16 protein-coding genes, 1 tRNA gene and 1 pseudogene are annotated in these 22574 nt (G+C 72.1%); 10 read left to right on the top strand and 8 right to left on the bottom strand.

Going from position 1 to position 22574, the window contains the following annotated elements:
- Positions 1-19: 19 nt before the first annotated feature.
- Both EJC51_RS24305 and EJC51_RS24300 read right to left on the bottom strand, forming a co-directional pair.
- Complete coding sequence (locus EJC51_RS24305) at positions 20-1486, bottom strand: aminopeptidase P family protein (RefSeq protein ID WP_126273013.1); 1467 nt, start codon at positions 1484-1486, stop codon at positions 20-22.
- Positions 1487-1590: 104 nt separating this feature from the next.
- A complete protein-coding gene (locus EJC51_RS24300) occupies positions 1591-3102 on the bottom strand; it encodes a PP2C family protein-serine/threonine phosphatase (protein ID WP_207924795.1) in 1512 nt (503 codons plus the stop codon).
- Between the two features lie 493 nt (positions 3103-3595).
- On the opposite strand from EJC51_RS24300, the gene EJC51_RS24295 reads away from it, so the two are divergent.
- A complete protein-coding gene (locus EJC51_RS24295) occupies positions 3596-4261 on the top strand; it encodes a bifunctional DNA primase/polymerase (RefSeq protein ID WP_126273011.1) in 666 nt (221 codons plus the stop codon).
- 57 nt (positions 4262-4318) lie between these two features.
- The gene (locus EJC51_RS24290; protein ID WP_126273010.1) at positions 4319-4852 is read left to right on the top strand and encodes a hypothetical protein; all 534 of its coding nucleotides are present in this window, start codon (positions 4319-4321) and stop codon (positions 4850-4852) included.
- A gap of 254 nt (positions 4853-5106) precedes the next feature.
- On the opposite strand, the gene EJC51_RS24285 is transcribed toward EJC51_RS24290, so the two are convergent.
- The 3 genes from EJC51_RS24285 to EJC51_RS24275 form a co-directional block, all read right to left on the bottom strand.
- Complete coding sequence (locus tag EJC51_RS24285; protein ID WP_126273009.1) at positions 5107-6072, bottom strand: DUF5926 family protein; 966 nt, start codon at positions 6070-6072, stop codon at positions 5107-5109.
- Between the two features lie 154 nt (positions 6073-6226).
- Positions 6227-6865, bottom strand: a complete 639-nt coding sequence (locus EJC51_RS24280; protein ID WP_126273008.1) for an ATP-binding protein — start codon at positions 6863-6865, stop codon at positions 6227-6229.
- Between the two features lie 162 nt (positions 6866-7027).
- On the bottom strand, positions 7028-7837 hold the full coding sequence (locus EJC51_RS24275) for a glycerophosphodiester phosphodiesterase (RefSeq protein WP_126273007.1): 810 nt from the start codon (positions 7835-7837) through the stop codon (positions 7028-7030).
- A 282-nt stretch (positions 7838-8119) separates the two neighbouring features.
- Here EJC51_RS24275 and EJC51_RS24270 point away from each other — a divergent pair, with 282 nt between their 5' ends.
- Both EJC51_RS24270 and EJC51_RS24265 read left to right on the top strand, forming a co-directional pair.
- Positions 8120-9718, top strand: a complete 1599-nt coding sequence (locus EJC51_RS24270) for a S1C family serine protease (RefSeq protein WP_126273006.1) — start codon at positions 8120-8122, stop codon at positions 9716-9718.
- Between the two features lie 91 nt (positions 9719-9809).
- Positions 9810-9896, top strand: a tRNA-Ser gene (locus tag EJC51_RS24265).
- 193 nt (positions 9897-10089) lie between these two features.
- On the opposite strand, the gene EJC51_RS24260 is transcribed toward EJC51_RS24265, so the two are convergent.
- Positions 10090-10572 (bottom strand): hypothetical protein, encoded by a 483-nt coding sequence (locus tag EJC51_RS24260; RefSeq protein WP_126273005.1) that lies wholly within the window; start codon positions 10570-10572, stop codon positions 10090-10092.
- Between the two features lie 46 nt (positions 10573-10618).
- Positions 10619-11524 carry a bifunctional DNA primase/polymerase gene (locus tag EJC51_RS24255; protein WP_126273004.1) on the bottom strand — a complete coding sequence of 302 codons (906 nt, stop codon included), beginning with the start codon at positions 11522-11524 and terminating at the stop codon, positions 10619-10621.
- 349 nt (positions 11525-11873) lie between these two features.
- Between EJC51_RS24255 and EJC51_RS24250 the strand changes: the two genes are divergently transcribed.
- From EJC51_RS24250 to EJC51_RS24225, 6 genes and pseudogenes are all read left to right on the top strand, one after another.
- Positions 11874-12188, top strand: a complete 315-nt coding sequence (locus EJC51_RS24250) for a hypothetical protein (RefSeq protein ID WP_097266095.1) — start codon at positions 11874-11876, stop codon at positions 12186-12188.
- Between the two features lie 404 nt (positions 12189-12592).
- Positions 12593-13633 (top strand): bifunctional MaoC family dehydratase N-terminal/OB-fold nucleic acid binding domain-containing protein, encoded by a 1041-nt coding sequence (locus tag EJC51_RS24245; RefSeq protein WP_208870737.1) that lies wholly within the window; start codon positions 12593-12595, stop codon positions 13631-13633.
- Positions 13630-14028: pseudogene (locus tag EJC51_RS24240) on the top strand (MaoC/PaaZ C-terminal domain-containing protein); the annotation flags it as partial. The gene EJC51_RS24245 and the pseudogene EJC51_RS24240, both read left to right, overlap by 4 nt.
- Positions 14029-14177: 149 nt before the next feature.
- Positions 14178-15344 (top strand): lipid-transfer protein, encoded by a 1167-nt coding sequence (locus EJC51_RS24235; protein ID WP_126273002.1) that lies wholly within the window; start codon positions 14178-14180, stop codon positions 15342-15344.
- A 174-nt stretch (positions 15345-15518) separates the two neighbouring features.
- Entirely contained in the window at positions 15519-16085 is a 567-nt protein-coding gene (locus EJC51_RS24230) for a SigE family RNA polymerase sigma factor (RefSeq protein WP_126273001.1), read from the top strand.
- Positions 16086-16220: 135 nt separating this feature from the next.
- Positions 16221-17897, top strand: a complete 1677-nt coding sequence (locus tag EJC51_RS24225; RefSeq protein ID WP_126273000.1) for a long-chain fatty acid--CoA ligase — start codon at positions 16221-16223, stop codon at positions 17895-17897.
- Between the two features lie 37 nt (positions 17898-17934).
- On the opposite strand, the gene EJC51_RS24220 is transcribed toward EJC51_RS24225, so the two are convergent.
- Positions 17935-22503, bottom strand: a complete 4569-nt coding sequence (locus tag EJC51_RS24220; RefSeq protein ID WP_126272999.1) for a PAS domain-containing protein — start codon at positions 22501-22503, stop codon at positions 17935-17937.
- Positions 22504-22574 lie beyond the last annotated feature (71 nt).

Raw genomic sequence — 22574 nt, 5'->3', positions numbered from 1 at the left:
CCGGCCTTCAAAACACCCGTCAGCCCTTCAGTGAAGCCATCCAGCTCTCGACCTCATCAGACCGCCGCGGCAGCCCATCGGACATGTTCCGGTTGCCGTCCGCGGTCACCAGAATGTCGTCCTCGATCCGCACACCAATGCCTCGGTACTCCTCGGGCACGGTCAGATCGTCGGCCTGGAAGTACAGCCCGGGCTCGACGGTCAGCACCATCCCCGGCTCCAGCGTGCCGTCGACGTACGACTCCACGCGCGCGGCAGCGCAGTCGTGGACGTCCATGCCGAGCATGTGCCCGGTCCCGTGCAGCGTCCAGCGCCGCTGGAGGCCGAGCTCCAGCACCCGCTCCACCGGCCCCTCGACAAGCCCCCACTCGACGAGCCGCTCGGTCAGCACCCGCTGCGCGGCATCGTGGAAGTCCCGGTACTTCGCGCCCGGCTTCACGGCCGCGATACCGGCCTCCTGGGCGTCGTACACGGCGTCGTAGATCTTCTTCTGGATCTCGCTGTAGCGGCCGTTGATCGGCAGCGTGCGCGTGACGTCGGCGGTGTAGTACGTGTGCGTCTCGACGCCCGCGTCCAGCAGCAGCAGGTCACCGGAGCGCACCGGTCCGTCGTTGCGCACCCAGTGCAGCGTGCAGGCGTGCGGACCGGCGGCGCAGATGGAGCCGTAGCCGATGTCGTTGCCCTCGACCCGCGCGCGGAGGAAGAACGTGCCCTCGATGTAGCGCTCGGAGGTCGCCTCGGCCTTGTCGAGGACCTTCACGACGTCCTCGAAACCGCGGACCGTCGAGTCGACGGCCTTCTGCAGCTCGCCGATCTCGAACTCGTCCTTGATCAGCCGCGCCTCGGAGAGGAAGACCCGCAGCTCCTCGTCGCGCTCGGCGGTGACCTTGTCGGTCAGCGCGGCCTCGATGCCGGCGTCGTAGCCGCGGACGACGCGGACCGGGCCGGTCGCCTCGCGCAGCGCGTCGGCCAGCTCGCGGACGTCGGAGGCGGGGATGCCGTACAGCTTCTCCGCCTCGGTGAGGGAGTGCCGGCGGCCCACCCACAGCTCGCCGTGGCCGGAGAGCCAGAACTCGCCGTTCTCGCGGTCGGAGCGCGGCAGCAGGTAGATCGTCGCCTTGTGCCCGTCGGCGACCGGCTCCAGGACGAGGACGCCGTCCTCGGTCTGGTTGCCGGTGAGGTAGGCGTACTCCACGGAGGCCCGGAAGGCGTACTCGGTGTCGTTGGAGCGGGTCTTCAGGTTGCCCGCGGGGATTACCAGCCGCTCGCCCGGGAAACGGGCGGAGAGCGCCGCACGGCGGGCCGCGGTCTCGGCGGCCTGGGCGATGGGCTCCAGGTCGTGCAGCTCGGTGTCGGCCCAGCCCGACTTCATGTTCTCGGCGAGCTCGTCGGAGACGCCCGGGTACAGGCCGTTCTTCCGCTGCTTGATGGGCTCTTCCGACTCAGTCTCCGGGGTCTCCGGTGTGAGCTCGTCGGCCACGGTCATCCTCCTCGATACGGCACTGGACCCCGTCCATCGTACGGTCGTACGGAAGGGGGCCCAGGGCCGGAAGACCTGTTACACGCCGCTGTCCGGTGTTACACGGGGCGCTACTCGAACCGGGCGGCGAGCAGGACGACGTCCTCGTCGGAGTCCGCCGCGTCCAGCCCGTCCGCCAGCACCGTGCGCAGCACGTGGTCGGCGATCGCGTCCGGGTCGTGCCGCAGCGCCTTCGGTACGCCGGCGGCGGCCGCGTGCAGCCGCGCGAAGGCGCGGTCGGTGGCGTCGCCGGTACGGTGCAGCAGCCCGTCGGTGTAGAGCAGAACCGTCTCTCCGGGTTCGGCCACCAGCTCCACGCTGGGCGCCTCCCAGCAGGCGAGCATGCCGAGCGGTGCCGACACGGACGTCTCCACGAACTCCGTGCGCCGCTCACCGACCAGCAGCGGCGGGCAGTGCCCGGCACCGGCCAGCGTGATCTTGCGCAGCGCGGGCTCGCAGTAGGCGAACAGGGCGGTGGCCGAACGGGCGGGCTCGGTCAGGCGCAGCAGCAGCTCCAGGTCGGACAGGACCGCGACCGGGTCCTCGCCCTCCATGACGGCGTAGGCCCGCAGCGACGCTCTGAGCCGGCCCATCGCGGCGACCGCGCTGGGGCCCGAGCCGGTCACCGAGCCGACCGCGAGGCCGAGTGCGGCATCCGGCAGCGGCAGCGCGTCGTACCAGTCGCCGCCGCCGCGCGGGCCGGTGCGGTGCCGGGCGGCGAGCTGGACGCCGGCGACGCGGGGGAGCCGGGACGGCAGCAGCTCCTCGGCCATCGTCGCCATGCACGCGCGCGTGCGCTCGACCTCGACGACGCGCGCCAGGTGCTCGGTGGCGTAGCGGGCGTACAGGCCGACGAGGTGGCGCTGGCGCTCGTTCGGCTCGGCCGGTTCGTCGTACAGCCACACGGCCGCGCCGAGGCGGCCCGCGGTGTCGGACGACAGGGGCAGCGCGTAGCTCGCGGCGTAGCCGAGGCGGGCGGCCACCTCGCGGTGGCGGGGGTCGAGGCCGTCCCCGGCGAACAGGTCGGGTTCGGCGATCTCGCCGTCGGCGTCGGGGAGTCCGTCGAGGATGCGGCCGTAGGACAGGGCGCTGCGCGGCACGGTCTCGATGTGACCGAGGTCGGCGCGGGCGAGGCCGAGGCCGATGGTGGTGTCGGGGCCGAGTCCGTCGCCGGGTTCCAGTACGACGAGACCGCGCCGGGCGCCCACCAGGGCGGCTCCGGCGCGCAGCAGTTCGGTCAGTGCCTCCGCGAGGGAATCCGTGCGGGTCAGCCGCTCGGTGAGCTCGTGGAGGGTCGTGAGGTCGGAGACCCAGCCGGCGAGCCGGTCCTGGAGCAGGGCTCCGGGAGCGCCCGGTGGAGAGGCCGGTGAGGTGTCCGGGGCTACGGGCGCGGGCGCGACAGTGTGTGCGGGCGAGGGAACCGTTGAATCGATTCCGGCCACTTTCGGAGGGTGAGGGGCGTTCATGGCGTCCGGCTTTCCGACCGGTGCGTATTGCTCAAAAGCATCGCAAACCCCCATGTCATTCTGCGCCGCTAGCAGTGTCTCCACATGTACACGCACTCGTGAGGGGATGTCCAGCATTGTCCTGCCGGGATTCCTGGTGTCCGTGAGTCACCGGGGTACCCCTTGCCGAAAAGCGAAGTTGGCTTGAAACTGACTCAGGTAACGCCTTATTGCGGTCGACTGGCCTTGCTCCACAGAGCGTCACAGCGGTCGTGATGGGTACGTACTCGGAGAAGGCCAGGGGTGGTTGACAGCCACCCGGAACCTGGTGACGGACCCGGGCGTCTTAGCCACCGACGACCGAGCCCCATCCTCCCGTGGCGGAGGCGAAGAGAAATACGCGGGACGGCAAAACGCCAGACTTCGCCACCCCCACGCCACGCCCATGCTTTTGATAGATGCAGTGTGGGCCCGGCTGCCGCGGACGCAGCCGACGTTCGGCCCATAGGGGTTCCCCTTGTCTCGGACAGGGGTGTGATGCGCCAACAGGTACGCACAGTGCAGTGATCGACACATGGTGTGATGTGGCCCACGGTGTTGCCAGCGGTGCAACGGAAAGGAACGAGCGCTCATGCGCGAGATCCTCGGAAAGGCACGCAGGCTCCTGTCCAAGCGGAACGACGGGGGGCCTGAGTTGATCAGCGCGGCCCTGACCTTCGCGACGGAATGGCAGTGGCCCGTACTCCCGGGCGCGGCGCCGGACCCACAGGGCCGGGCCCGCTGCTCCTGTCCCGACCCCGAGTGCACGGTGCCCGGGGCGCACCCCTTCGATCCCGGCCTCCTCGCGGCCACCACCGACGAGCGCATGGTGCGCTGGTGGTGGACCAACCGGCCCGCCGCGCCGATCGTCCTCGCCACGGGAGGCACGGCTCCCTGCGCGGTCTCCTTGCCGGCCCTCGCGGCTGCCCGCGCGCTCACCGCCCTGGACCGTCAGGGCATGCGCCTCGGACCGGTGGTCGCCGCGCCCAATCGCTGGGCGATCCTCGTCAAGCCGTACTCCATGGAGCAGTTGGGCGAACTGCTGTACGCCAAGGACTTCGTCCCCGGCTCGCTGCGGTTCCACGGCGAGGGCGGCTACCTCGCCCTGCCCCCGTCCGAGACCGGCCACGGCGTCATCCGCTGGGAGCGCGCCCCGCTGCCCGGCTCGGCCTCCCCGTGGGTGCCCGACGTGGAGGCCGTGGTCGACGCGGTCGTCGACGCCCTCACTCGTACGGGTGTGAGCGCGCCCGAGTTGTAGGGGTGTCGGGCGCGCACGGAACCAGCCGTGCGCGCCCGGTCGTTATCGTCCCCTTTCATGAACCTTCGTCTCCTCGCCCTCTCGGGCGTCGTGGCATGCGCGGTCGCGCTGCCGCTGGCCGTGGCGTCCGCGGGGCAGGTGGGGGACGAGGTGACGCGCGCGGCGTCGCGCACCTCCCCGCGCGAGGATGCCAAGGCGCCGTCCGCCGCACCCGGCCGCGCCCCCCTCCTCGGCCTCGGTCTGGCCACCGCCGCGCGCTGCGGTCCCGAACTGACCTCCCCCGACGGCATCGAGGCGCAGACCTGTGTCCTGACCCAGGGCGAGGAGACCTGGGCGCGGACCTACTACCGCAATGTCACCGGCGGCGCGCTCGACTCCGTGCTGAGCCTCATGGGCCCGGACGACCGGACCGTGCAGATGCGCTGTGCCGTGGGCGCGGGAGACGAACCGGGAACCTGCGAGACGCCCAGGGAGCGCAGCCGGGGCGGTCCGGACGCCTACACGGCGGTCGCGGAGTTCGCGGGCGAGGCCGGGAGCGGGCCGCTGCTGCTGCGAAGCGGAAGCAACTCGTCGACGCCTTCCGGCAGTTGACACGCGTCAGCGTGCCGTGAGCGGAAGCGGACGTACAAAGACCCGGTTGCTGGCGACGGGGGATGCACCAGCAACCGGGCTACTCGAACGGTAACAAGAGATCGGCTGTTCGCAAATTCGATCTCGTAAGTTCGTCGGCTTTCCGGACACCGACTCACTTGCCGCGGGCGGCAGTTGTGATCCCTTCCGGCCGCAAGGCGAGACCGGTTCCGGCTGAACGACCGGTCAGCCGAACCCTGTCTCGAACCTGTGTCTCAGCTGAGGGTCACCTGTCGGTTGGTCAGGCCGCCCCGCGCGCGGCGCTCGTCCGCGGTGAGCGGTGCGTCCGAGGCCAGGGCCGCGGTGAGCCGCTCGGCGAACTCGGCCGCCGGCTTCTCCACGTCCTCCGCGGAGACGCCGCTCGGCAGGTCCCAGACGGGCACGGTGAGGCCGTGGGCGCGGAAGGAGCCCACCAGCCGGGTGCCCTCGCCGAGGCCGGACCTCCCCGCCGCGTGCAGCCGCGCGAGCGCGTCCAGAAGCTGCTCCTCGCCGTACGGCATGACCCAGCGCAGGTGGTTCTTCTCCGGCGTCTCGCACCAGTAGGCGGCGTCCACACCCTGGAGCTTCACGGTCGGGATGGCCGCGGCGTTGGCCCGCTCCAGGGAGGCGGTCACCTCCGGGGTGGCGTTCTCCGCGTCCGGGACCCAGAACTCGAAGCCCTCGTGCACGACTGGCTCGAACGTGCCTTCGGGGTCGAGCAGATCCTGCAGCCGCGGACCCTCGGCGGGCGCGCGGCGGCCCTGGACGGGTGTGCCCGGCTCGGCGGTGAGCGCGCGCTGGAGCGTGTCGGCCAGGTCGCGGCTGATGTCGCCCGACGCCGTGTCGTTCTGCAGACCGAGCAGCACCGAGCCGTCGTCGCGGCGCAGCGCCGGCCACGCCATCGGCAGGACCGTCGCCAGCGTGACCGACGGGACGCCCTCGGGGAGGCCGCCCTTCAGGGACAGCTCGGCCGTGGCGGCCGGCACCAGCTCACGCAGCGCCACCCAGTCGCCCTCGCCCGCCAGGCCTTCGAACGGGCGCTGCACCAGCTCGGTCACCGCGTGCGCGGCGGCCCGGCCATGGCAGGCCTTGTAGCGGCGGCCGCTGCCGCAGGGGCAGGGTTCACGGGCACCGACGACCGGGACCTCCCCGTCGGCGATCTGAGGGCGCTGGGCCTTCGTCTGGGGTCGCTTCTTGGCCATCGTGGGGTCTCCCGGTTACGGCTCGTCTCGTATGGGCGGGAGCCTAGTCGTTCACGCCATGCGCGACGGGAGCGTGTGGACAACGCGGGGCGGTGTGCCGAGCTGTGGACGACGCGGGGCGGTGTGCCGAGCTGTGGACAACGCCCGTGGCGCCTCAGTCCATGTCGGTGAAGGCGTCCGCGAAGTCCAGGTCACCGATCGACGACACCGACGGCGCCGTGACGCGCGTAGCGAAGTCGTCCCGGCGGTGGCCGGCATCCGGATCATGAACGTCGTCGTGCACCACGACCCACACCGTGACCTCGCCGCGGGCGTCGTCCCGGACGCCCCAGTCGTCGGACAGTGCGGTGATGATGTTCAGCCCACGGCCGCCGTGCGCGGTGACCGAGGGCGTGGCCGGAGCAGGGCGGGTGGGCCCGCCGCCGTCCGTCACCTCGACCGTGAGTCTGCCGGTCGGCTCCACGCGCCACGCGGCGCGGACGTCGCCGTCCCCGGCCAGGGCGTCGCCCAGGGGCCGACCGTGCTTGCACGCATTGCTCAAGAGTTCGGAAAGAATCAGTACGGCGTCGTCGATGACCGCTTCCGACACACCGCCCCTGCGCAACTGAGAACGCATCCGGTGTCTTGCTTCCCCCACGCCCGCAGGGCCATGGGGTACGGCCATGCTCGACGACGTGGGCACCTCCTGTGCCACCACCAACGCCACCCCCGAGACCTCCTTTGCCCCACGCCACGGTGTGGATGCCCCATTGGCCTGTACCGGAAACCGGCCAACGTAGGTCCGCTGACGCATTCGTAACGATCGAACACGGACCGAACGCGCCGGAGCACTCCCTGTAATCGTGTGGCCGGATTTCGACGATTTGGCCGTGACCGAAGATGCTTCAGTCGACTCGTGGGGTCAAGGTTTCTTCACAGGTCTTTACCAGTGACTCACCGTCAGGCGCCGCGAAGGTCATCGGCCCAGCTGGCGCAGGACCGCGCGGGGCCGGTTGGTGATGATGGCGTCGATGCCGAGTTCCACGCAGAGGTCGACGTCCTCGGGCTCGTTCACCGTCCACACGTGCACCTGGTGGCCGGCTCGTTTCAGCCGCTCGATGTACGCCGGGTGATTGCGCACGATCCGGATCGAGGGCCCCGCGATCCGCACGCCCGCCGGAAGCCGACCGTCCCTCAGCCGGGGCGAGACGAACTGCATCAGATACACCGTCGGCAGCATCGGCGAGGCGGCACGCACGCGTGCCAGCGAACGGGCCGAGAAGCTCATGATCCGCACCGGGGAGTCGGCGGCCGTGGCGGGCGCCTCCAGGCCGAACCGCTTCAGCAGCACCAGCAGCCGCTCCTCCACCTGCCCCGCCCACCGTGTGGGGTGCTTGGTCTCGATGGCCAGTTCCACTCGCCGTCCCGCGTCCGCGACCAGCTCCAGGAGTCGCTCCAGGGTCAGTACGGAGGTCTCCTCGCGGTCCTCGGGGCGGTGCTCCCAGTCGGGCTCCTCGTCCCGGTTCTTCCAGGAGCCGAAGTCCAGGGCGGCGAGCTCGGCCAGCTCCAGGGCGGAGACCGCACCGCGCCCGTTGGACGTACGGTTGACGCGTCGGTCGTGGACGCAGACGAGATGGCCGTCGGCCGTCAGGCGCACATCGCACTCCAGGGCGTCGGCGCCGTCCTCGATCGCCTTCTTGTACGCGGCCAGAGTGTGCTCGGGGGCCTCTTCGGAGGCTCCGCGGTGGGCGACGACCTGAATGCTGTGCTGCCGTGCGTGAGTCACCGCGTCATGGTGCCATCGTGGCGGGGTACGCGTCGCACGTGGTGGGCGATGACAGGACGAGATGCGGGCGTCGAGATGCGGCCGTTCCGTCCGAAAGGTCCCATATAAAGGATGGTCGCAGACCCACAGGCACCGCTTATGGTGCTCTGACGGCCTGTGGGAAAAGCTGACGGCATACAAAAGCACATGCACAGCTGCATCGCGCCGGACCGTCGGCAAGCGTGAACGAGCGTGACCGAGTGCGACCTTAGGAAAAACAGCCGTGGATCGAGGAGACAAGCTGTGAGCACCGAGAACGAGGGCACTGCGGTACCCCCGGCCCCGTCCGCACCTCCCGTGCCGGTGGATTCCCCCGCAGCCTCCCCGGCCTCCCCGCAGGCGAGCGCGCCCGACAGCGGCGCCCCGACGACCCCGCTCCCCACGACGCCTCCGCACGCCCCCGGCGCACCGGAGCAGGAACTGGTGCACGCGGGCCAGGCGCCGGCCTACGCGTCGGCGGGTGCGGGCGGCACGCAGGGGCCACAGGGTGCGCAGGGCTCGTACGGGCCGCAGGGCTCTCAGGCCTCGCAGGGTGAGGGCACCCCGGGTCAGGCCCCGGCCCAGGGCGTGCCCGGCTACGGCACCCCGGCCCAGACCCCCCAGGCCCCGGACGCCTCCTGGCCGCCTCCGCCGCCCGCGACCCCGGCGTACGCCGACAGCGGCTCGGGCGGTGCGGGTGCCGGTGGCTGGGGCGCCTCGTACCAGCAGCCCGCCCCCAAGTCGGGGCGCGGGCGCGGCGGCCTGATGGCGGCGGTCCTGATCGCGGCCCTGGTCGCGGGCGGCCTGGGCGGTGGTCTCGGCTACACCCTGGCCAAGAACGACGACAACGGCTCCTCGACGACCGTCTCCGCCTCCGACAGCGGCGGCGACGTCAAGCGTGACGCGGGCACCGTCGCGGGCGTGGCCGCCGCGGCCCTGCCGAGCACGGTGACCATCGAGGCCGAGTCGAGCAGCGGCGAGGGCGGCACCGGCACCGGCTTCGTCTTCGACCGCGAGGGCCACATCCTCACCAACAACCACGTGGTGGCGGACGCGGTGGACGGCGGCAAGCTGACCGCGACCTTCCCGAACGGCAAGAAGTACGACGCCGAGGTCGTCGGCCACGCACAGGGCTACGACGTGGCGGTGATCAAGCTCAAGAACGCGCCGGGCGACCTCAAGCCGTTGACGCTCGGCAACTCCGACCAGGTGGCGGTCGGCGACTCGACCATCGCCATCGGCGCCCCCTTCGGCCTGTCCAACACGGTCACCACGGGCATCATCAGCGCCAAGAACCGCCCGGTGGCCTCCAGCGACGGCACGGGTTCGAACGCCTCCTACATGAGCGCCCTCCAGACCGACGCCTCGATCAACCCGGGCAACTCCGGCGGCCCGCTGCTGGACGCCAAGGGCAACGTGATCGGCATCAACTCTGCGATCCAGTCCACGAGCAGCGGCGGCCTCGGCGGCGGCAGCCAGTCCGGCTCCATCGGCCTCGGCTTCGCCATCCCGATCAACCAGGCCAAGTACGTCGCCCAGCAGCTCATCAAGACCGGCAAGCCCGTCTACGCCAAGATCGGCGCGTCCGTCTCCCTGGAGGACTCCACGGGCGGCGCGAAGATCACCGATCAGGGCGCCAGCGGCTCCGACCCCGTCGAGTCCGGCGGCCCGGCCGACAAGGCGGGCCTGAAGCCGGGCGACGTCATCACCAAGCTCGACGACTCGGTGATCGACTCCGGCCCGACCCTCATCGGCGAGATCTGGACCCACCAGCCCGGCGACAAGGTCAAGATCACCTACGAGCGTGACGGCAAGACCAACACGGTGGAGCTCACCCTGGGCTCCCGCGAGGGCGACAGCTGACCCCACACGCGGGCCGCACCACCGCCCCCACGCGCGCGTGGGCACCGGTTACTCTTGTCCCCGCGCCGCCGGTCGACGAGCGGCGGCGCGGGGTGGGTTGCCCGAGCGGCCTAAGGGAACGGTCTTGAAAACCGTCGTGGCAGCGATGTCACCGTGGGTTCAAATCCCACACCCACCGCGTGAGTTCGAAGGGGTGTCTCTCCAGGAGAGGCACCCCTTCGGCCGTTTCCGGCGCACCGCCGACCTGCGGGTCGCAACTCCTTGCCCGGCGTGAGCGCATGTGCACGCGCGCACGGCCCGTCTCGACCTCGGTGCCGAGGGGATGGTCGGCGACGTCACGGGGCGCTACGAGACCCGCGAGCCCTTCCCGTTCACCCCGGCGTGAACGGCAGCGCCTGGAGCGCGTAGTCCCGGGCCAGCTCGTCCCAGGCCACGTCGCGCAGGGCGGCCGTCGTGTCGCAGTCCGAGGGCACGTCGGTGGTCGGCTGGAACCAGACGATCGTGAGCCGGGAGCGGTACAGGTCCGGGTCGTGGGACGGGGCGAGGGCCGCGGAGTGGAAGGTGCCGACGCAGGCCACGGAGGGGAGCACCTCGACGGGACCGAAGCCGCCGGCGTACTGGTGGGGGTACTCGCGCGGCGGCGGGACGAGGTGGACGGGCGCGGCCGGGAGGGTGTGTTCGGCCGCGTTCACCAGGGCCCTGATCCGTGACTCGTTCAGTGGCTTGCAGGGATAGCCCTCCGGCATGTCGCCGTACGTCGAGGAGAGCCGCAGTTCGGAGAGGACGACGCTGCGGCCCGAGGCGAGGGTGAGGCGTGCCAGGGCCATAGTCGGCACTCTGGGACGGTGGCGCATCGTGCTCCCGGGGGTGGTGCGTGCTGTGGTGCCGTGACATCCGCCCTCACGGCCGGTGTCCCGTCATGCGCGCCGCCGAGGCGATCGTGGCGCGGGCCTCGCGTTCGGTCAGGCCGGTGTTGAGGGCCGCCTCGACGAGGGGGTCCACGAGGGCGGGGCCGATGCCGTCCTCGTAGGCGCGGCAGGCCGCCCAGAACAGGCGGGTGTTGCGCTGGCCCTCGTGCGCGGCCAGCACGAACTGGACGAGGCCCTGTCCGTGGTCGCCGGTCGACGTGGGCGTGGGGTGGTGGGGGGTGCGGGGCGGCGGGAGCAGGAGGCGCAGCAGGGCCGGCGGGCAGGCCGCCGGGGCGAGGCGGGCCGTGCCGGGGGCCGTCGCGTACACGCCGTGGTCGGTGCGGGAGCCGGGGCCGACGAGATAGCCGCCGGCGCCGCGGATGTCGATGCCGGGCGCCAGCCGGCCGGCCGAGTTGGGGACGACCACGTCCGGCGGGCCGCTCAGCCACAGATGGCGGCCGCCGCTCGGGGTCAGGACGACCACGGTGGCCGGGATCGTGAAGAGGTGGCGCAGGGCCAGCTCGCGCAGTGCCGCGGAGGAGTCCGTACCGGACTTGGTGTCGAGGTCGACGCCGATCAGATGGTGGGGCGGGAGACCGCACGCGATGCCGTAGCCAGTCGCCCAGGGGGCCGCGGCGAACATCTCGCGGATACGCGCCGGGTCGGTGGCGGCGTCGTAGACCCCGTGCCCGAAGCGGCCGCACTCGCCGTGGCAGGGCGGGCCCGGCGCGGGCTCGGGAGCCCCGGAGGCCTCGGAGATCTTGGTTTCGTCGCGGTGCGGGGAGCGCAGCGCCGGGAGCTTCGTCCGGGACAGGGGAATGACGGCCAGTCCGCGTTCGGCGGCGGACAGGGCGTGTGCGAGGGCCAGCGTCGTGGCCTGCCGGTCTGTGGTGGCCATACCTTCATTTTCGTACGGGTGTTCGAAAAAGGGAAGGGAGTTCGGAGGCGACTCGCCAGGCGGAGCGGATTGGCCGGAAAACCGCCGGAACGCTTCACCTGTTGCGGCGCTTGGGGTGGAGATGCCCTGACCATGCCGGTCTGACGCCGTAGATCGCGAAAGGGGTTTATCGACTTGTCCTCACGCTTCAGGGGGAATAGCCGCTTCCGGGCTGGTTCGCCGGGGATTCGGTGGGCAACTCTGGTCTCGCGACGTCGTGAACGACACCGAGGTGGTCGGCCAACTGCCTTGGAATCAGCCTTACTTGACGTACTTCCGGCTCAAGAGGCCGGGTTCTGGAGGAAGAAACATGGCAAGCATCCGTACCGCCCGCGTCATCGCCGCCGTCTCCGCCCTTCCGCTCGCCGCGGCTCTGTTCACCGGCGTCGCGGCGGCGGACAACGGCGGCTTCGCGGACGACGGATCGAACGCGGGTGTCGCGAGCATCGTCGGCAGCGGGGTCGGCGGCACCAACAACGGCAACTCGTCCACCACGCAGCAGAACGCGGTCGGCTCCGGCGCCTCGAACCAGAGCAACACCGCCCAGGTCAACGGCTCCGCGTTCACGGCCATCAATCAGGGCAACGACAACACGTCCGTCAATTTCACCCCGCTGTGGTGGTGAGCCGGAGGGCTGCACCGAGGACGTGAACTGAGGGGAGGGTCGGCCGACCGGGGGGTCGGCCGGCCTGGTTCAACGGGACGGCCGGCCTGGTCCAACGGGTCGGCCGGCCTGGTTCAACGGGCGTGCTCCGAGGGGTGGTCGTACGGCTGCGCGGTGGTGCTTCGGCGCCACCGCGCAGCCGCTTTCGCATGACCTTGACGGGGCCCGCTGACCTTGACAGCTTCCGCCGACCTTGACAGGTCCCGCTGACCTTGACAGCTTCCGCTATCTGACGGACAGTCAGAAATCTTCGCGGAGTTCGCGGCCGGTTCGTGGAACCCGGGCGGCGGCAGCGGTGTACCAGAAATGACAGAACGCGACGGGCGGGACGGCGGGGACAAGGAAGACAAAGGGGGCTGAGATCCATGGCGCACGAGCTGCGGCCGAGCGACGAGTTGGGCTGGCGACTGAAGGCGTACGAGGGACAGGCCGCCGCCGTCTCCGCCGCCGGCAAGGACCCCGTCAACGCGCCCATGATCCGGCACTGGTGCGAGGCCATGGGCGACACCAACCCGGCGTACACCGGCCCGGACGCCATAGCGCCCCCCACCATGCTCCAGGCATGGACCATGGGCGGCCTCTCCGGTCATACGGGCCGCTCGTCGGCGTACGACGAACTGCTCACCCTCCTCGACGAGTCGGGCTGCACCTCGGTCGTCGCCACCGACTGCGAGCAGGAGTACGTCCGCCCCCTGCGCCCGGGCGACGAGATCACGTTCGACGCGGTCATCGAGTCCGTGTCCGACCGCAAGACGACCAAACTCGGCACGGGTTACTTCGTCACCACCCGTATGGACATCCGCGTCGGCCCCGACCTGGCGGGCACCCATCGCTTCCGCATCCTCAAGTACGCACCTGCGCACAGGAGGGAGGAGCCCGCGCGGAAGGAGCCTCAGCCGGAGAAGCTCCGGCGCGAGGAGCCCCCGCAGGGCGAGCCCGCACAGGGAAAGCCCGGGCAGGGAAAGCCCCCGCGTCCCCGCCCCGTCGTCAACCGCGACAACGCCGGCTTCTGGGAGGGCGTCCGCGAGCGCCGTCTCCTGATCCAGCGCTGCACGGCCTGCTCCACCCTGCGTCACCCCTGGCTCCCCGGCTGCGCCACCTGCGGACACCCGGAGTGGGACACGGTCGAGGCGAGCGGGACGGGCGAGGTCTATTCGTACGTCGTCATGCACCACCCGCCCTTCCCGGCCTTCGACCCTCCCTACGCGGTCGCCCTGATAGAGCTCACGGAAGGCGTGCGCATGATCAGCAACGTGATCGGGGTGCCGTACGACGAGGTGCGGATCGGTATGCCGGTGCGGCTCGAATTCGAGCAGTACGACGAGGAGTTGGTGCTCCCTGTCTTCCGTGCCGAGAAGAGCCGCGTCGAGAAGAGCCGCGTCGCCGTCGAGGGGAGGCCCGTATGAAGCCGGGTGAGCAGCTCCCGCCGCTGGAGATCCCGGTGACCCGGACCCTGGTGGTCGCCGGGGCCATCGCCTCCCGCGACTACCAGGACGTGCACCACGACGCCGAGACGGCCCGGCGGAAGGGCTCTCCCGACATCTTCATGAACATCCTGACCACCAACGGCCTGGTCGGCCGCTACATCACCGACCACTTCGGCCCGACGGCCGTCCTCCGCCGCGTGGCCATCCGGCTGGGGGCGCCCAACTACCCGGGCGACACGATGGTGTTGAGAGGCACGGTCGAGGAGGTCACCGAGGCCCCCGGCGGCGCCACGGCGACGGTCCGTGTGGTCGGGGAGAACGGCATCGGCAGACATGTCACGGGCACGGTGACGGTGACGGTCCCTTCGGGAGCCGACGCGCTCTCGGCAGCCGACGCCCCTTCGAGAGCCGGGGTGCCTTCAACGGCCGACGCGCCTTCAACAGCCGACGCGCCCCCGGCACCCGACCTCCCCCCGGCACCCGACCTCCCCCCGGAGCCCGCCGCCCCCGTCGGAGGTGCCGCATGAGTGTGCGGGCGCGGGACTCCCTCGGTGGGCGTGCTGCCGTCGTCGGGATCGGGGCCACGGAGTTCTCCAAGGAGTCCGGCCGCAGTGAGCTGAAGCTGGCCGTCGAGGCGGTGCGGGCCGCGCTGGACGACGCTGGGCTTACGCCGGCCGACGTGGACGGGATGGTGACGTTCACGATGGACACCAGCCCGGAGATCACCGTCGCCCAGGCCTGCGGGATCGGCGAGCTGTCGTTCTTCTCCCGCGTCCACTACGGCGGCGGCGCGGCCTGTGCGACCGTCCAGCAGGCGGCGCTCGCCGTGGCGACCGGCGTGGCCGAGGTGGTGGTCTGCTACCGCGCCTTCAACGAACGCTCGGGGCGTCGCTTCGGCTCCGGCGTGCAGCACCGGGAACCCTCCGCGGAGGGCGTCGCGCTCGGCTGGTCGCTGCCGTTCGGGCTGCTCACCCCGGCGTCCTGGGTGGCGATGGCGGCCCGGCGCTATCTGCACACGTACGGCCTGACACCGGAGGCCTTCGGACAGGTGGCCGTCACCGCACGCAGACACGCGGCGACCAACCCGGCGGCGTACTTCCACGGCCGCCCCATCACCCTCGCCGACCACGCCGCCTCGCGCTGGATCGTCGAGCCGCTGCGCCTCCTCGACTGCTGCCAGGAGACGGACGGCGGCCAGGCCCTGGTCGTCACCTCGCTGGAGCGGGCGCGGGACCTGCCGAACCCGCCCGCCGTCGTGGCCGCCGCCGCGCAGGGAGCGGGCCGGGCCCAGGAGCAGATGACCAGCTTCTACCGGGACGACCTGACCGGCCTGCCGGAGATGGGAGTGGTGGCCCGGCAGCTGTGGCGGACCTCGGGGCTCACGCCGGCCGACATCGACGTGGGGATCCTGTACGACCACTTCACGCCGTTCGTGCTGATGCAGCTGGAGGAGTTCGGGTTCTGCGGGAAGGGGGAGGCGGCGGAGTTCGTGGCGGAGGGGAGGCTGCCGCTGAACACACACGGAGGACAGCTCGGGGAGGCGTATCTGCACGGGATGAACGGCATGGCGGAGGCGGTGCGACAGATCAGGGGGACGGCCGTGAACCCCATACCCTCGGCCCGCCGGGTCCTGGTGACGGCGGGGACGGGAGTGCCGACGTCGGGGCTGGTGCTCACGGCGGACGGATGACCTCGGTCCGGTGCCTCCGTGGGACGAGCCCCCAGGGGTCATCCCGCAGTAGTCCCCACCCCCTCGTCCACCCTCAGGAGGTGGAGCCACCCCCACCCCTACAACCTGAGGCGGAGTCGTCTTCGGGACCTGCGGCCGATGAGCCGGAGGCCCCCTCGCTCCTAGCGTTGAGCCATGACCACACCCGTCTGCACCAGCGCTTCGGACGCCGCAGTACCGGCGAGGCAGACCCGCCCGTATGCGACGTACCCCTCCTTCTCGTCGTACGTGAAGGCGCGCCAACCGGTGCTGCTGCGTACCGCCCGGTCGCTGACCGCGAACCCGAGCGACGCCGAGGACCTGCTGCAGACCGCGCTCACCAAGACGTATGTCGCCTGGGAGCGGATCGAGGACCACCGCGCGCTCGACGGCTATGTGCGCCGCGCGCTGCTGAACACGCGCACGTCGCAGTGGCGCAAGCGCAAGGTGGACGAGTTCGCGACCGACGAGATCCCGGAGCCCGAGCCGCTGCCCGGCGGCGAAGACCCGGCGGAGCAGCAGGCGCTGCACGACGCGATGTGGCGCGCGATCCTGAAGCTGCCGGCGCGGCAGCGGGCGATGGTCGTCCTGCGGTACTACGAGGATCTGAGCGAGGTGCAGACGGCGGAGGTGCTCGGGGTGTCGGTGGGGACCGTGAAGTCGGCGGTGTCGAGGGCACTGGGCAAGCTGCGCGAGGACCCGGAACTGGGCCTGGTCCGCTAGCGGGCCCCAGACGGGCTCTTCCCGGTAGCGCCGCCACGCTGTGAACACAACGTGACGTGATCGATCACCGTCCACTAGTGACATACCGCGCGGTATGTGAGCAGAATCAGCCCAACCCTTACTACCGCGTAGGCAATGTCGCCCCGGGAGGACGCCGTGCTGAGCACCATGCAGGACGTACCGCTGCTGATCTCGAGGATCCTGACCCACGGGTCCACGATCCACGGCACATCGCAGGTGACCACCTGGACCGGTGAGGGCGAGCCGCACCGCCGCTCCTTCGCCGAGATCGGCGCCCGGGCGGCCCAGCTGGCGCACGCGCTCCGTGACGACCTGGGGGTGGCCGACGACGAGCGCGTCGCGACCCTCGCCTGGAACAACGCCGAGCACGTCGAGGCCTACTTCGCGATCCCCTCCATGGGCGCGATCCTGCACACGCTGAACCTGCGGCTCCCGGCCGAGCAACTGGTGTGGATCGTCAACCACGCGGCGGACCGGGTGGTGATCGCCAACGGATCGCTGCTGCCGCTGCTCGCCCCGCTGCTCCCGCACCTGAAGACGGTGGAGCACGTGGTGGTGACCGGCCCCGGTGACCGTTCGCTCCTCGAGGGCTCCCACGCGAGCGTGCACGAGTACGAGGAACTGCTCGCGGGCAAGCCGACGACCTACGACTGGCCGGAGCTGGACGAGCGCCAGGCAGCCGCCATGTGCTACACCTCCGGCACCACGGGCGACCCCAAGGGCGTGGTCTACAGCCACCGTTCGATCTACCTGCACTCCATGCAGGTCAACATGGCCCAGTCGATGGGCCTGACCGACCAGGACACCTCCCTCGTCGTGGTCCCCCAGTTCCACGTCAACGCCTGGGGCCTGCCGCACGCCACCTTCATGACCGGCGTGAACATGCTGATGCCGGACCGCTTCCTGCAGCCCGCGCCGCTCGCCGAGATGATCGAGCGCGAGAAGCCGACGCACGCGGCGGCCGTGCCCACCATCTGGCAGGGCCTGCTCGCCGAGCTGACCGCCAGGCCGCGGGACGTCTCCTCCCTCGGCCAGGTCACCATCGGTGGCTCGGCCTGCCCGCCCTCCCTCATGGAGGCCTTCGACAAGCTCGGCATGCGGGTCTGTCACGCCTGGGGCATGACGGAGACCTCCCCGCTCGGCACCATCGCCCGCCCGCCGGCCCATGCGGTCGGCACGGACGCGGAGTTCGCGTACCGGCTCACCCAGGGCCGTTTCCCGGCCGGCGTCGAGGCCCGCCTCACCGGCCCCGGCGGCGAACGCCTGCCCTGGGACGGCGAGTCGGCCGGCGAGCTGGAGGTCCGCGGCACCTGGATCGCGGGCGCGTACTACAACGGCCCGGACGCCGAACCCCTGCGCCCCGCCGACAAGTTCAGCGAGGACGGCTGGCTGAAGACCGGCGACGTCGGCACCATCTCCCCCGACGGCTTCCTCACCCTCACCGACCGCGCCAAGGACGTCATCAAGTCCGGCGGCGAGTGGATCTCCTCGGTGGAGCTGGAGAACGCGCTGATGTCCCACCCGGACGTCGCCGAGGCCGCCGTGGTCGCCGTACCCGACGAGAAGTGGGGCGAGCGCCCGCTGGCCACCGTCGTCCTGCGCGAGGGCTCCGCCGCGACCTTCGAGACCCTGCGCGCCTTCCTCGCCGACGAGGGCCACATCGCCAAGTGGCAGCTCCCGGAGCGCTGGACGGTCATCGAGTCGGTGCCGAAGACGAGCGTGGGCAAGTTCGACAAGAAGGTGATCCGCAAGCAGTACGCGGAGGGCACCCTGGACGTCACGAAGCTCTAGAAGGCGCCTGTCGGCACCAACTGAACCTCATCAGGGCTCAGTTGGTGCCGATGCGTGCCAGCAGGTCCACGATCCGCGCCTGCACCTCGGCGCTGGTCGACCGCTCCGCCAGGAACAGCACCGTCTCCCCGGACGCCAGTCGCGGCAGGTCGGCCTGGTCGACGGCGGCGGTGTAGACGACGAGCGGGGTGCGGTTGAGCTGCCCGTTCGCGCGCAGCCAGTCCACGATCCCGGCCTGCCGCCGATGCACCTGCAGCAGGTCCATCACCACCAGGTTCGGCCGGAACTGCCCCGCCAGCGCCACCGCGTCGGCATCGCTCGCGGCCCGCGCCACCTGCATCCCGCGCCGCTCCAGCGTCGCCGTCAGCGCCAGCGCGATCTCCGCGTGCTCCTCGATCAGCAGCACCCGCGGCGGATGCTGCTCACTGTCCCGCGGCGCGAGCGCCTTCAGGAGTACGGCGGGGTCGGCGCCGTACGCCGCCTCGCGCGTCGCCTGTCCGAGCCCCGCGGTCACCATCACCGGCACCTGCGCGGTGACGGCGGCCTCCCGCAGCGACTGGAGCGCGGTCCGCGTGATCGGCCCGGTCAGCGGGTCCACGAACAGCGCGGCCGGGAAGGCGGCGATCTGCGCGTCGACCTCCTCGCGCGAGTGCACGATGACGGGCCGGTACCCGCGGTCGCTCAGCGCCTGCTGGGTCGTCACGTCCGGCGCGGGCCACACCAGCAGCCGGCGCGGGTTGTCCAGCGGCTCCGGCGGCAGCTCGTCGTCCATCGGCTGCGGCCGCGGCGGATCGGCGACCTCCACCGCGCCGCCCGGGCCGTCCAGCGGCTCAGGGCCCTCGGCGGCGTTCTCGTCCGGCGCCCCTATGGCGTACGACCGTCCGGTGCCCTCGGTCATCTGCGCGAGCCGCGACTGCCCGGCGAGCGACGGCTGCGGCGCCGCGGGCGCGGGGGCCTCCGCGGTGGGGTGCGGTCGGCCGGCGGCCGGGTCGGGCGGCGTACCGAGCTTGCGGCGGCGTCCGGAACCCCCTGGCTGATGCGGCGCGGGCGTGGCGGTCTGCGGCTGCTGCACCTGGGCGGCCTGCCGTGTGAACGGCACCCCCTGCCCCAGCGTCCGCACACTGATCGCCCGCCCCTGCGTGGAGTTCGGGTCGACGGGAGCGGCGGGAACCGCGCCCGCCCCGGCCTCGGCGGGCAGCGGCTGAGCGCCACGCGCCTGCGCCGCACCGGCCGCGGGCGGCAACGGCGTGCCGGGCGCGGACTGCGGGGCATGCGGCGGTACGGCGACGCCCTCGCCGTTCGCCGGTACGGCAACTCCGGCGCCCTCGCTGCCGGCCGCCCAGGCCTGCGGCGCGGCGGCCTCCGCCGGAAGCGGCTGTGCGGGAGCGGCGGCCGGAGCCGGCTGCGGAGCCGGCGCCTGCGCGGGCAACGCGGTCTGACCGGTGGCGTTCTGCGGGGGCACGGGAGCGACAGCCTGCGCCGGCACCGACTGAGCGGGCACCGGCTGCCCCGGAGCCGCGGCCGCCGGAACGCCCGCCGCCTGAGCGCCCTGCCCCGCGGTCGCCTGCTGCTGCGCCGGAACCCCCGGCGCGGGCGTCGCCCCGGTGGCCTCCGCGGGCTGACCCACGGCCCGCCGGCGCCGACCGGTCGGCGCGCTCGCGGGGTGCGGCTGCGGCGGAGTGTGATCCTTGGACTGATCGTGTGGCACCGCGTCGTGCCGCCCGTCGTCGACCAGCCCGCCGACGGGCCCGGCCTGGCCGGGAACGTGTACGGCGACCTGGGCGCCGGGCACCTGCGGAGGCACCGCGGCCGAAGCCTGCGCCTGAACCGGCATCTGAGCCGGCATCTGAACCGGAACCGGAACCGGCGCGGCCCCCGCCACCTGAGCCGGAACCGGCACGGCCCCCGGCACCTGAGGCTGCCCGGGAACCGGAGCCGCCCCGGGAACGTGAGGTTGCCCGGAAACTTGAGGCACCCCGGCAACCTGAGACTGCCCGGCAAGGTCAGGAGCCCCGGGAACCTGGGGCTGCCCCGCGACCTGGGCCGCCCCGGCAACCTGAGACTGCCCGGCAACCTGAGTCGCCCCAGGAACCTGAGGCTGCCCGGCACCGGCAACCGGCGAAGGCACCTCGGCCACCTGCCCTGGCCTCTCGGCCACCTGCCCCGGCACCCCGGCCACCTGCCCCGGCACCGCGCCCCCGGCCACCTCGGGCCCCCGGTCCGCCTCCGCCGGCGGCAGGGCGAACACCGCACGCGGCCCCGCCTCCTGCGCGGCCGCACGCTCGTTCGCCGCGGCCAGGGCACGGCGCCGACGCCCGGTCGGCTGAGCCTCCCCACCGGCCGCGTCCCCGGACGCCACCGCGGGCAAGGCCGGCGGCAACGCGTGCTGCGCGGCCGCGGGCACCGCTTGCGGGGACACTCCCTGCGGCGGCACCCCCTGCGACGGCACTCCTTGCGGCGGTACGGTCCCGCCCAGTCCACTGCCCACGGCCGCGGTCCCCGCGGCATGCTCGGCGGCGGTCATGACGGCACCCTCGGAGACACCCACGCCCCCGCCGACGCCCGCGTCCGCCCCCGCGGCCACCTCACCACCGGCAACCTCGGCAGGCCGCCCCCGCCGCCGCCCGGTACCCCCGGACGCGGGCGCGGACTCCTCGGCAGCCGGACCCGTCTGAGCCGCCGCAACCGGCGCCACCTGGGCCGCCGGAACCTGCGCCGCCTCCTCCGCCGTACGCCTCCTGCGTCGCCCGGTCGGCGCGGTGCCCCCGGCGCCACCGCCCTCACCCGAGCCCTCGGCGGAGCCGTCCGCGTCGGCCAGGTCCTCGCTCTCCAGGAACGCGTCCGTCGTCGCTCGCCGAGCCCGGCGTCGCCCGCCCGCCTCGGTGGCCTCCGGGGCCGCCTCGAGCGCGGCCGGAACAGCGGCGGGTGCGGCCGGAACGGCCCCCGCGCCACCCCCGATCGGCACTTCGAGGACGTACGCGCTCCCGCTCATCCCCGGCACTTCATGGGTCTGGAGCACACCGCCGTGGGCCCGCACGATCCCGCGCACGATCGGCTCGTGCACCGGGTCTCCTCCGGCGTACGGCCCGCGCACCTCGATGCGGACGACCTCGCCGCGCTGGGCGGCGGCCACCACGACCGTGTTGTCCATGTAACCGCCCGCCGACACGGGCGCGTTGCCGGTGGCGTCGACGCCGGCGACGTCGGCGACGAGGTGGGCGAGGGCGCGGGCCAGCAGCGCGTGGTCGACCTCGGCCTCGATGGGCGGCGCGTGCACGGCGAACTGCACACGGCCGGGCCCGATGAGCTCGACGGCCCCTTCGACGCCCGCCGCGACGACGGCGTCGAGCATCACCTTGGTCCGTGTGATGCCGTCGGTGCCCGCGTCGAGCCGCTGGTAGGCGAGGACGTTGTCGATGAGCTGGGTGATCCGGGAGTACCCGGCGGACAGGTGGTGCAGGACCTGGTTGGCCTCGGGCCACAACTGCCCGGCGTCGTCGGCGGCGAGGGCGGCCAGCTCGCGGCGGAGTTCGTCGAGCGGCCCGCGCAGAGAGGTGCCGAGCAGCGTCAGCAGCTGCTCGTGCCGCCCGGCGAGAGCCTCGTAACGGTCCTTCTCACGCTCACCCAGCGCCGCGTACCGCTCCTCGCCGGCGGCGAGTTCCTCCGCGTGCCGCTCCTGGAGTTCCTCGACCTCGGTGACGTGCTTCTGGCGCAGCGCGGTGAGTTCGGAGGCGTGCTCCTCCGAGAGCCGTTCGAGCTCGTCCGCGTGCTGCTTCTCGACGGCGGCCTTCTCCTCGGCGAGCGCGTCGTACGGCCGCCGGTCGGTGAAGGTCATGACGGCGCCGACGAGCTGGTCGCCGTCGCGTACCGGTGCGGTCGTCAGGTCGACGGAGACCTTCTCGCCCTTCTTCGACCACACCACCTGCCCGCGCACCCGGTGCTTGCGCCCGGAGCGCAGGGTGTCGGCGAGCGGGGACTCCTCGTACGGGAAGGGCGTGCCGTCGGCGCGCGAGTGCAGCATCAGCTCGTGCAGCTCGCGTCCGCCGAGGTCGCTGGCCCGGTAGCCCAGTATCTGGGCGGCGGCCGGGTTGACGAGGACGATCCGCCCGTCGGTGTCGGTCCCGACGACTCCCTCCGCGGCCGCGCGCAGGATCATCTCGGTCTGCCGCTGCGAGCGGGCCAGCTCGGCCTCGGTGTCGACGGTGCCGGTGAGGTCGCGTACGACGAGCATCAGCAGTTCGTCGCCGCCGTAGCCGTAGCTGTCGTAGGCCTGCTGGCTGTTCTCGAGGTTGGCGCTGGTGACCTCGACCGGGAACTGGCTTCCGTCGGTCCGGCGCGCGAGCATCCGGGTCGGCTTGGTCCGGCCGCGCGGGTCCATGTGGTCCGGGCGTCGCATGGAACCCGGGATCAGCTTGGAGTCGAACTCGGGCAGCAGATCGAGCAGCCCGCGCCCCACGAGCGCGGTGCCGGGGGCCTCGAAGGCCTCCAGCGCGATCGTGTTGGCGTTGACGACGGTCCCATTGGCGTTGACCAGCACCAACGCATCGGGCAGCGCGTCGAGTATGGCTGCGAGGCGAGCAGCGCCTCGGGATGGCCTGCTGCTCACGAGACGCTTCCTCCCTGTTACCGCACCTTGCCGACCGCTCGGGCCATCTTGCCAACCGGTCCGCAGCGTGT

Origin of the sequence: Streptomyces aquilus (genome assembly GCF_003955715.1) — a bacterium.
Classification (GTDB): Bacteria; Actinomycetota; Actinomycetes; order Streptomycetales; family Streptomycetaceae; genus Streptomyces; species Streptomyces aquilus.
The sequence above is the reverse complement of the archived record's forward strand: the minus strand, read 5'-3'. Positions and strand labels throughout refer to the sequence as shown.

Bases quoted from the DNA above. Each gene is read 5' to 3' on its own strand.
- EJC51_RS24260 (WP_126273005.1), bottom strand. From the start codon at position 10,572: ATGCGCCACCGTCCCAGAGTGCCGACTATGGCCCTGGCACGCCTCACC.
- EJC51_RS24305 (WP_126273013.1), bottom strand. From the start codon at position 1,486: ATGACCGTGGCCGACGAGCTCACACCGGAGACCCCGGAGACTGAGTCG.
- EJC51_RS24235 (WP_126273002.1), top strand. From the start codon at position 14,178: ATGAGTGTGCGGGCGCGGGACTCCCTCGGTGGGCGTGCTGCCGTCGTC.
- EJC51_RS24225 (WP_126273000.1), top strand. From the start codon at position 16,221: ATGTCGCCCCGGGAGGACGCCGTGCTGAGCACCATGCAGGACGTACCG.
- EJC51_RS24230 (WP_126273001.1), top strand. From the start codon at position 15,519: ATGACCACACCCGTCTGCACCAGCGCTTCGGACGCCGCAGTACCGGCG.
- EJC51_RS24280 (WP_126273008.1), bottom strand. From the start codon at position 6,865: ATGCGTCAGCGGACCTACGTTGGCCGGTTTCCGGTACAGGCCAATGGG.
- EJC51_RS24255 (WP_126273004.1), bottom strand. From the start codon at position 11,524: ATGGCCACCACAGACCGGCAGGCCACGACGCTGGCCCTCGCACACGCC.
- EJC51_RS24300 (WP_207924795.1), bottom strand. From the start codon at position 3,102: ATGCTGGACATCCCCTCACGAGTGCGTGTACATGTGGAGACACTGCTA.
- EJC51_RS24245 (WP_208870737.1), top strand. From the start codon at position 12,593: ATGGCGCACGAGCTGCGGCCGAGCGACGAGTTGGGCTGGCGACTGAAG.
- EJC51_RS24250 (WP_097266095.1), top strand. From the start codon at position 11,874: ATGGCAAGCATCCGTACCGCCCGCGTCATCGCCGCCGTCTCCGCCCTT.
- EJC51_RS24295 (WP_126273011.1), top strand. From the start codon at position 3,596: ATGCGCGAGATCCTCGGAAAGGCACGCAGGCTCCTGTCCAAGCGGAAC.
- EJC51_RS24290 (WP_126273010.1), top strand. From the start codon at position 4,319: ATGAACCTTCGTCTCCTCGCCCTCTCGGGCGTCGTGGCATGCGCGGTC.
- EJC51_RS24285 (WP_126273009.1), bottom strand. From the start codon at position 6,072: ATGGCCAAGAAGCGACCCCAGACGAAGGCCCAGCGCCCTCAGATCGCC.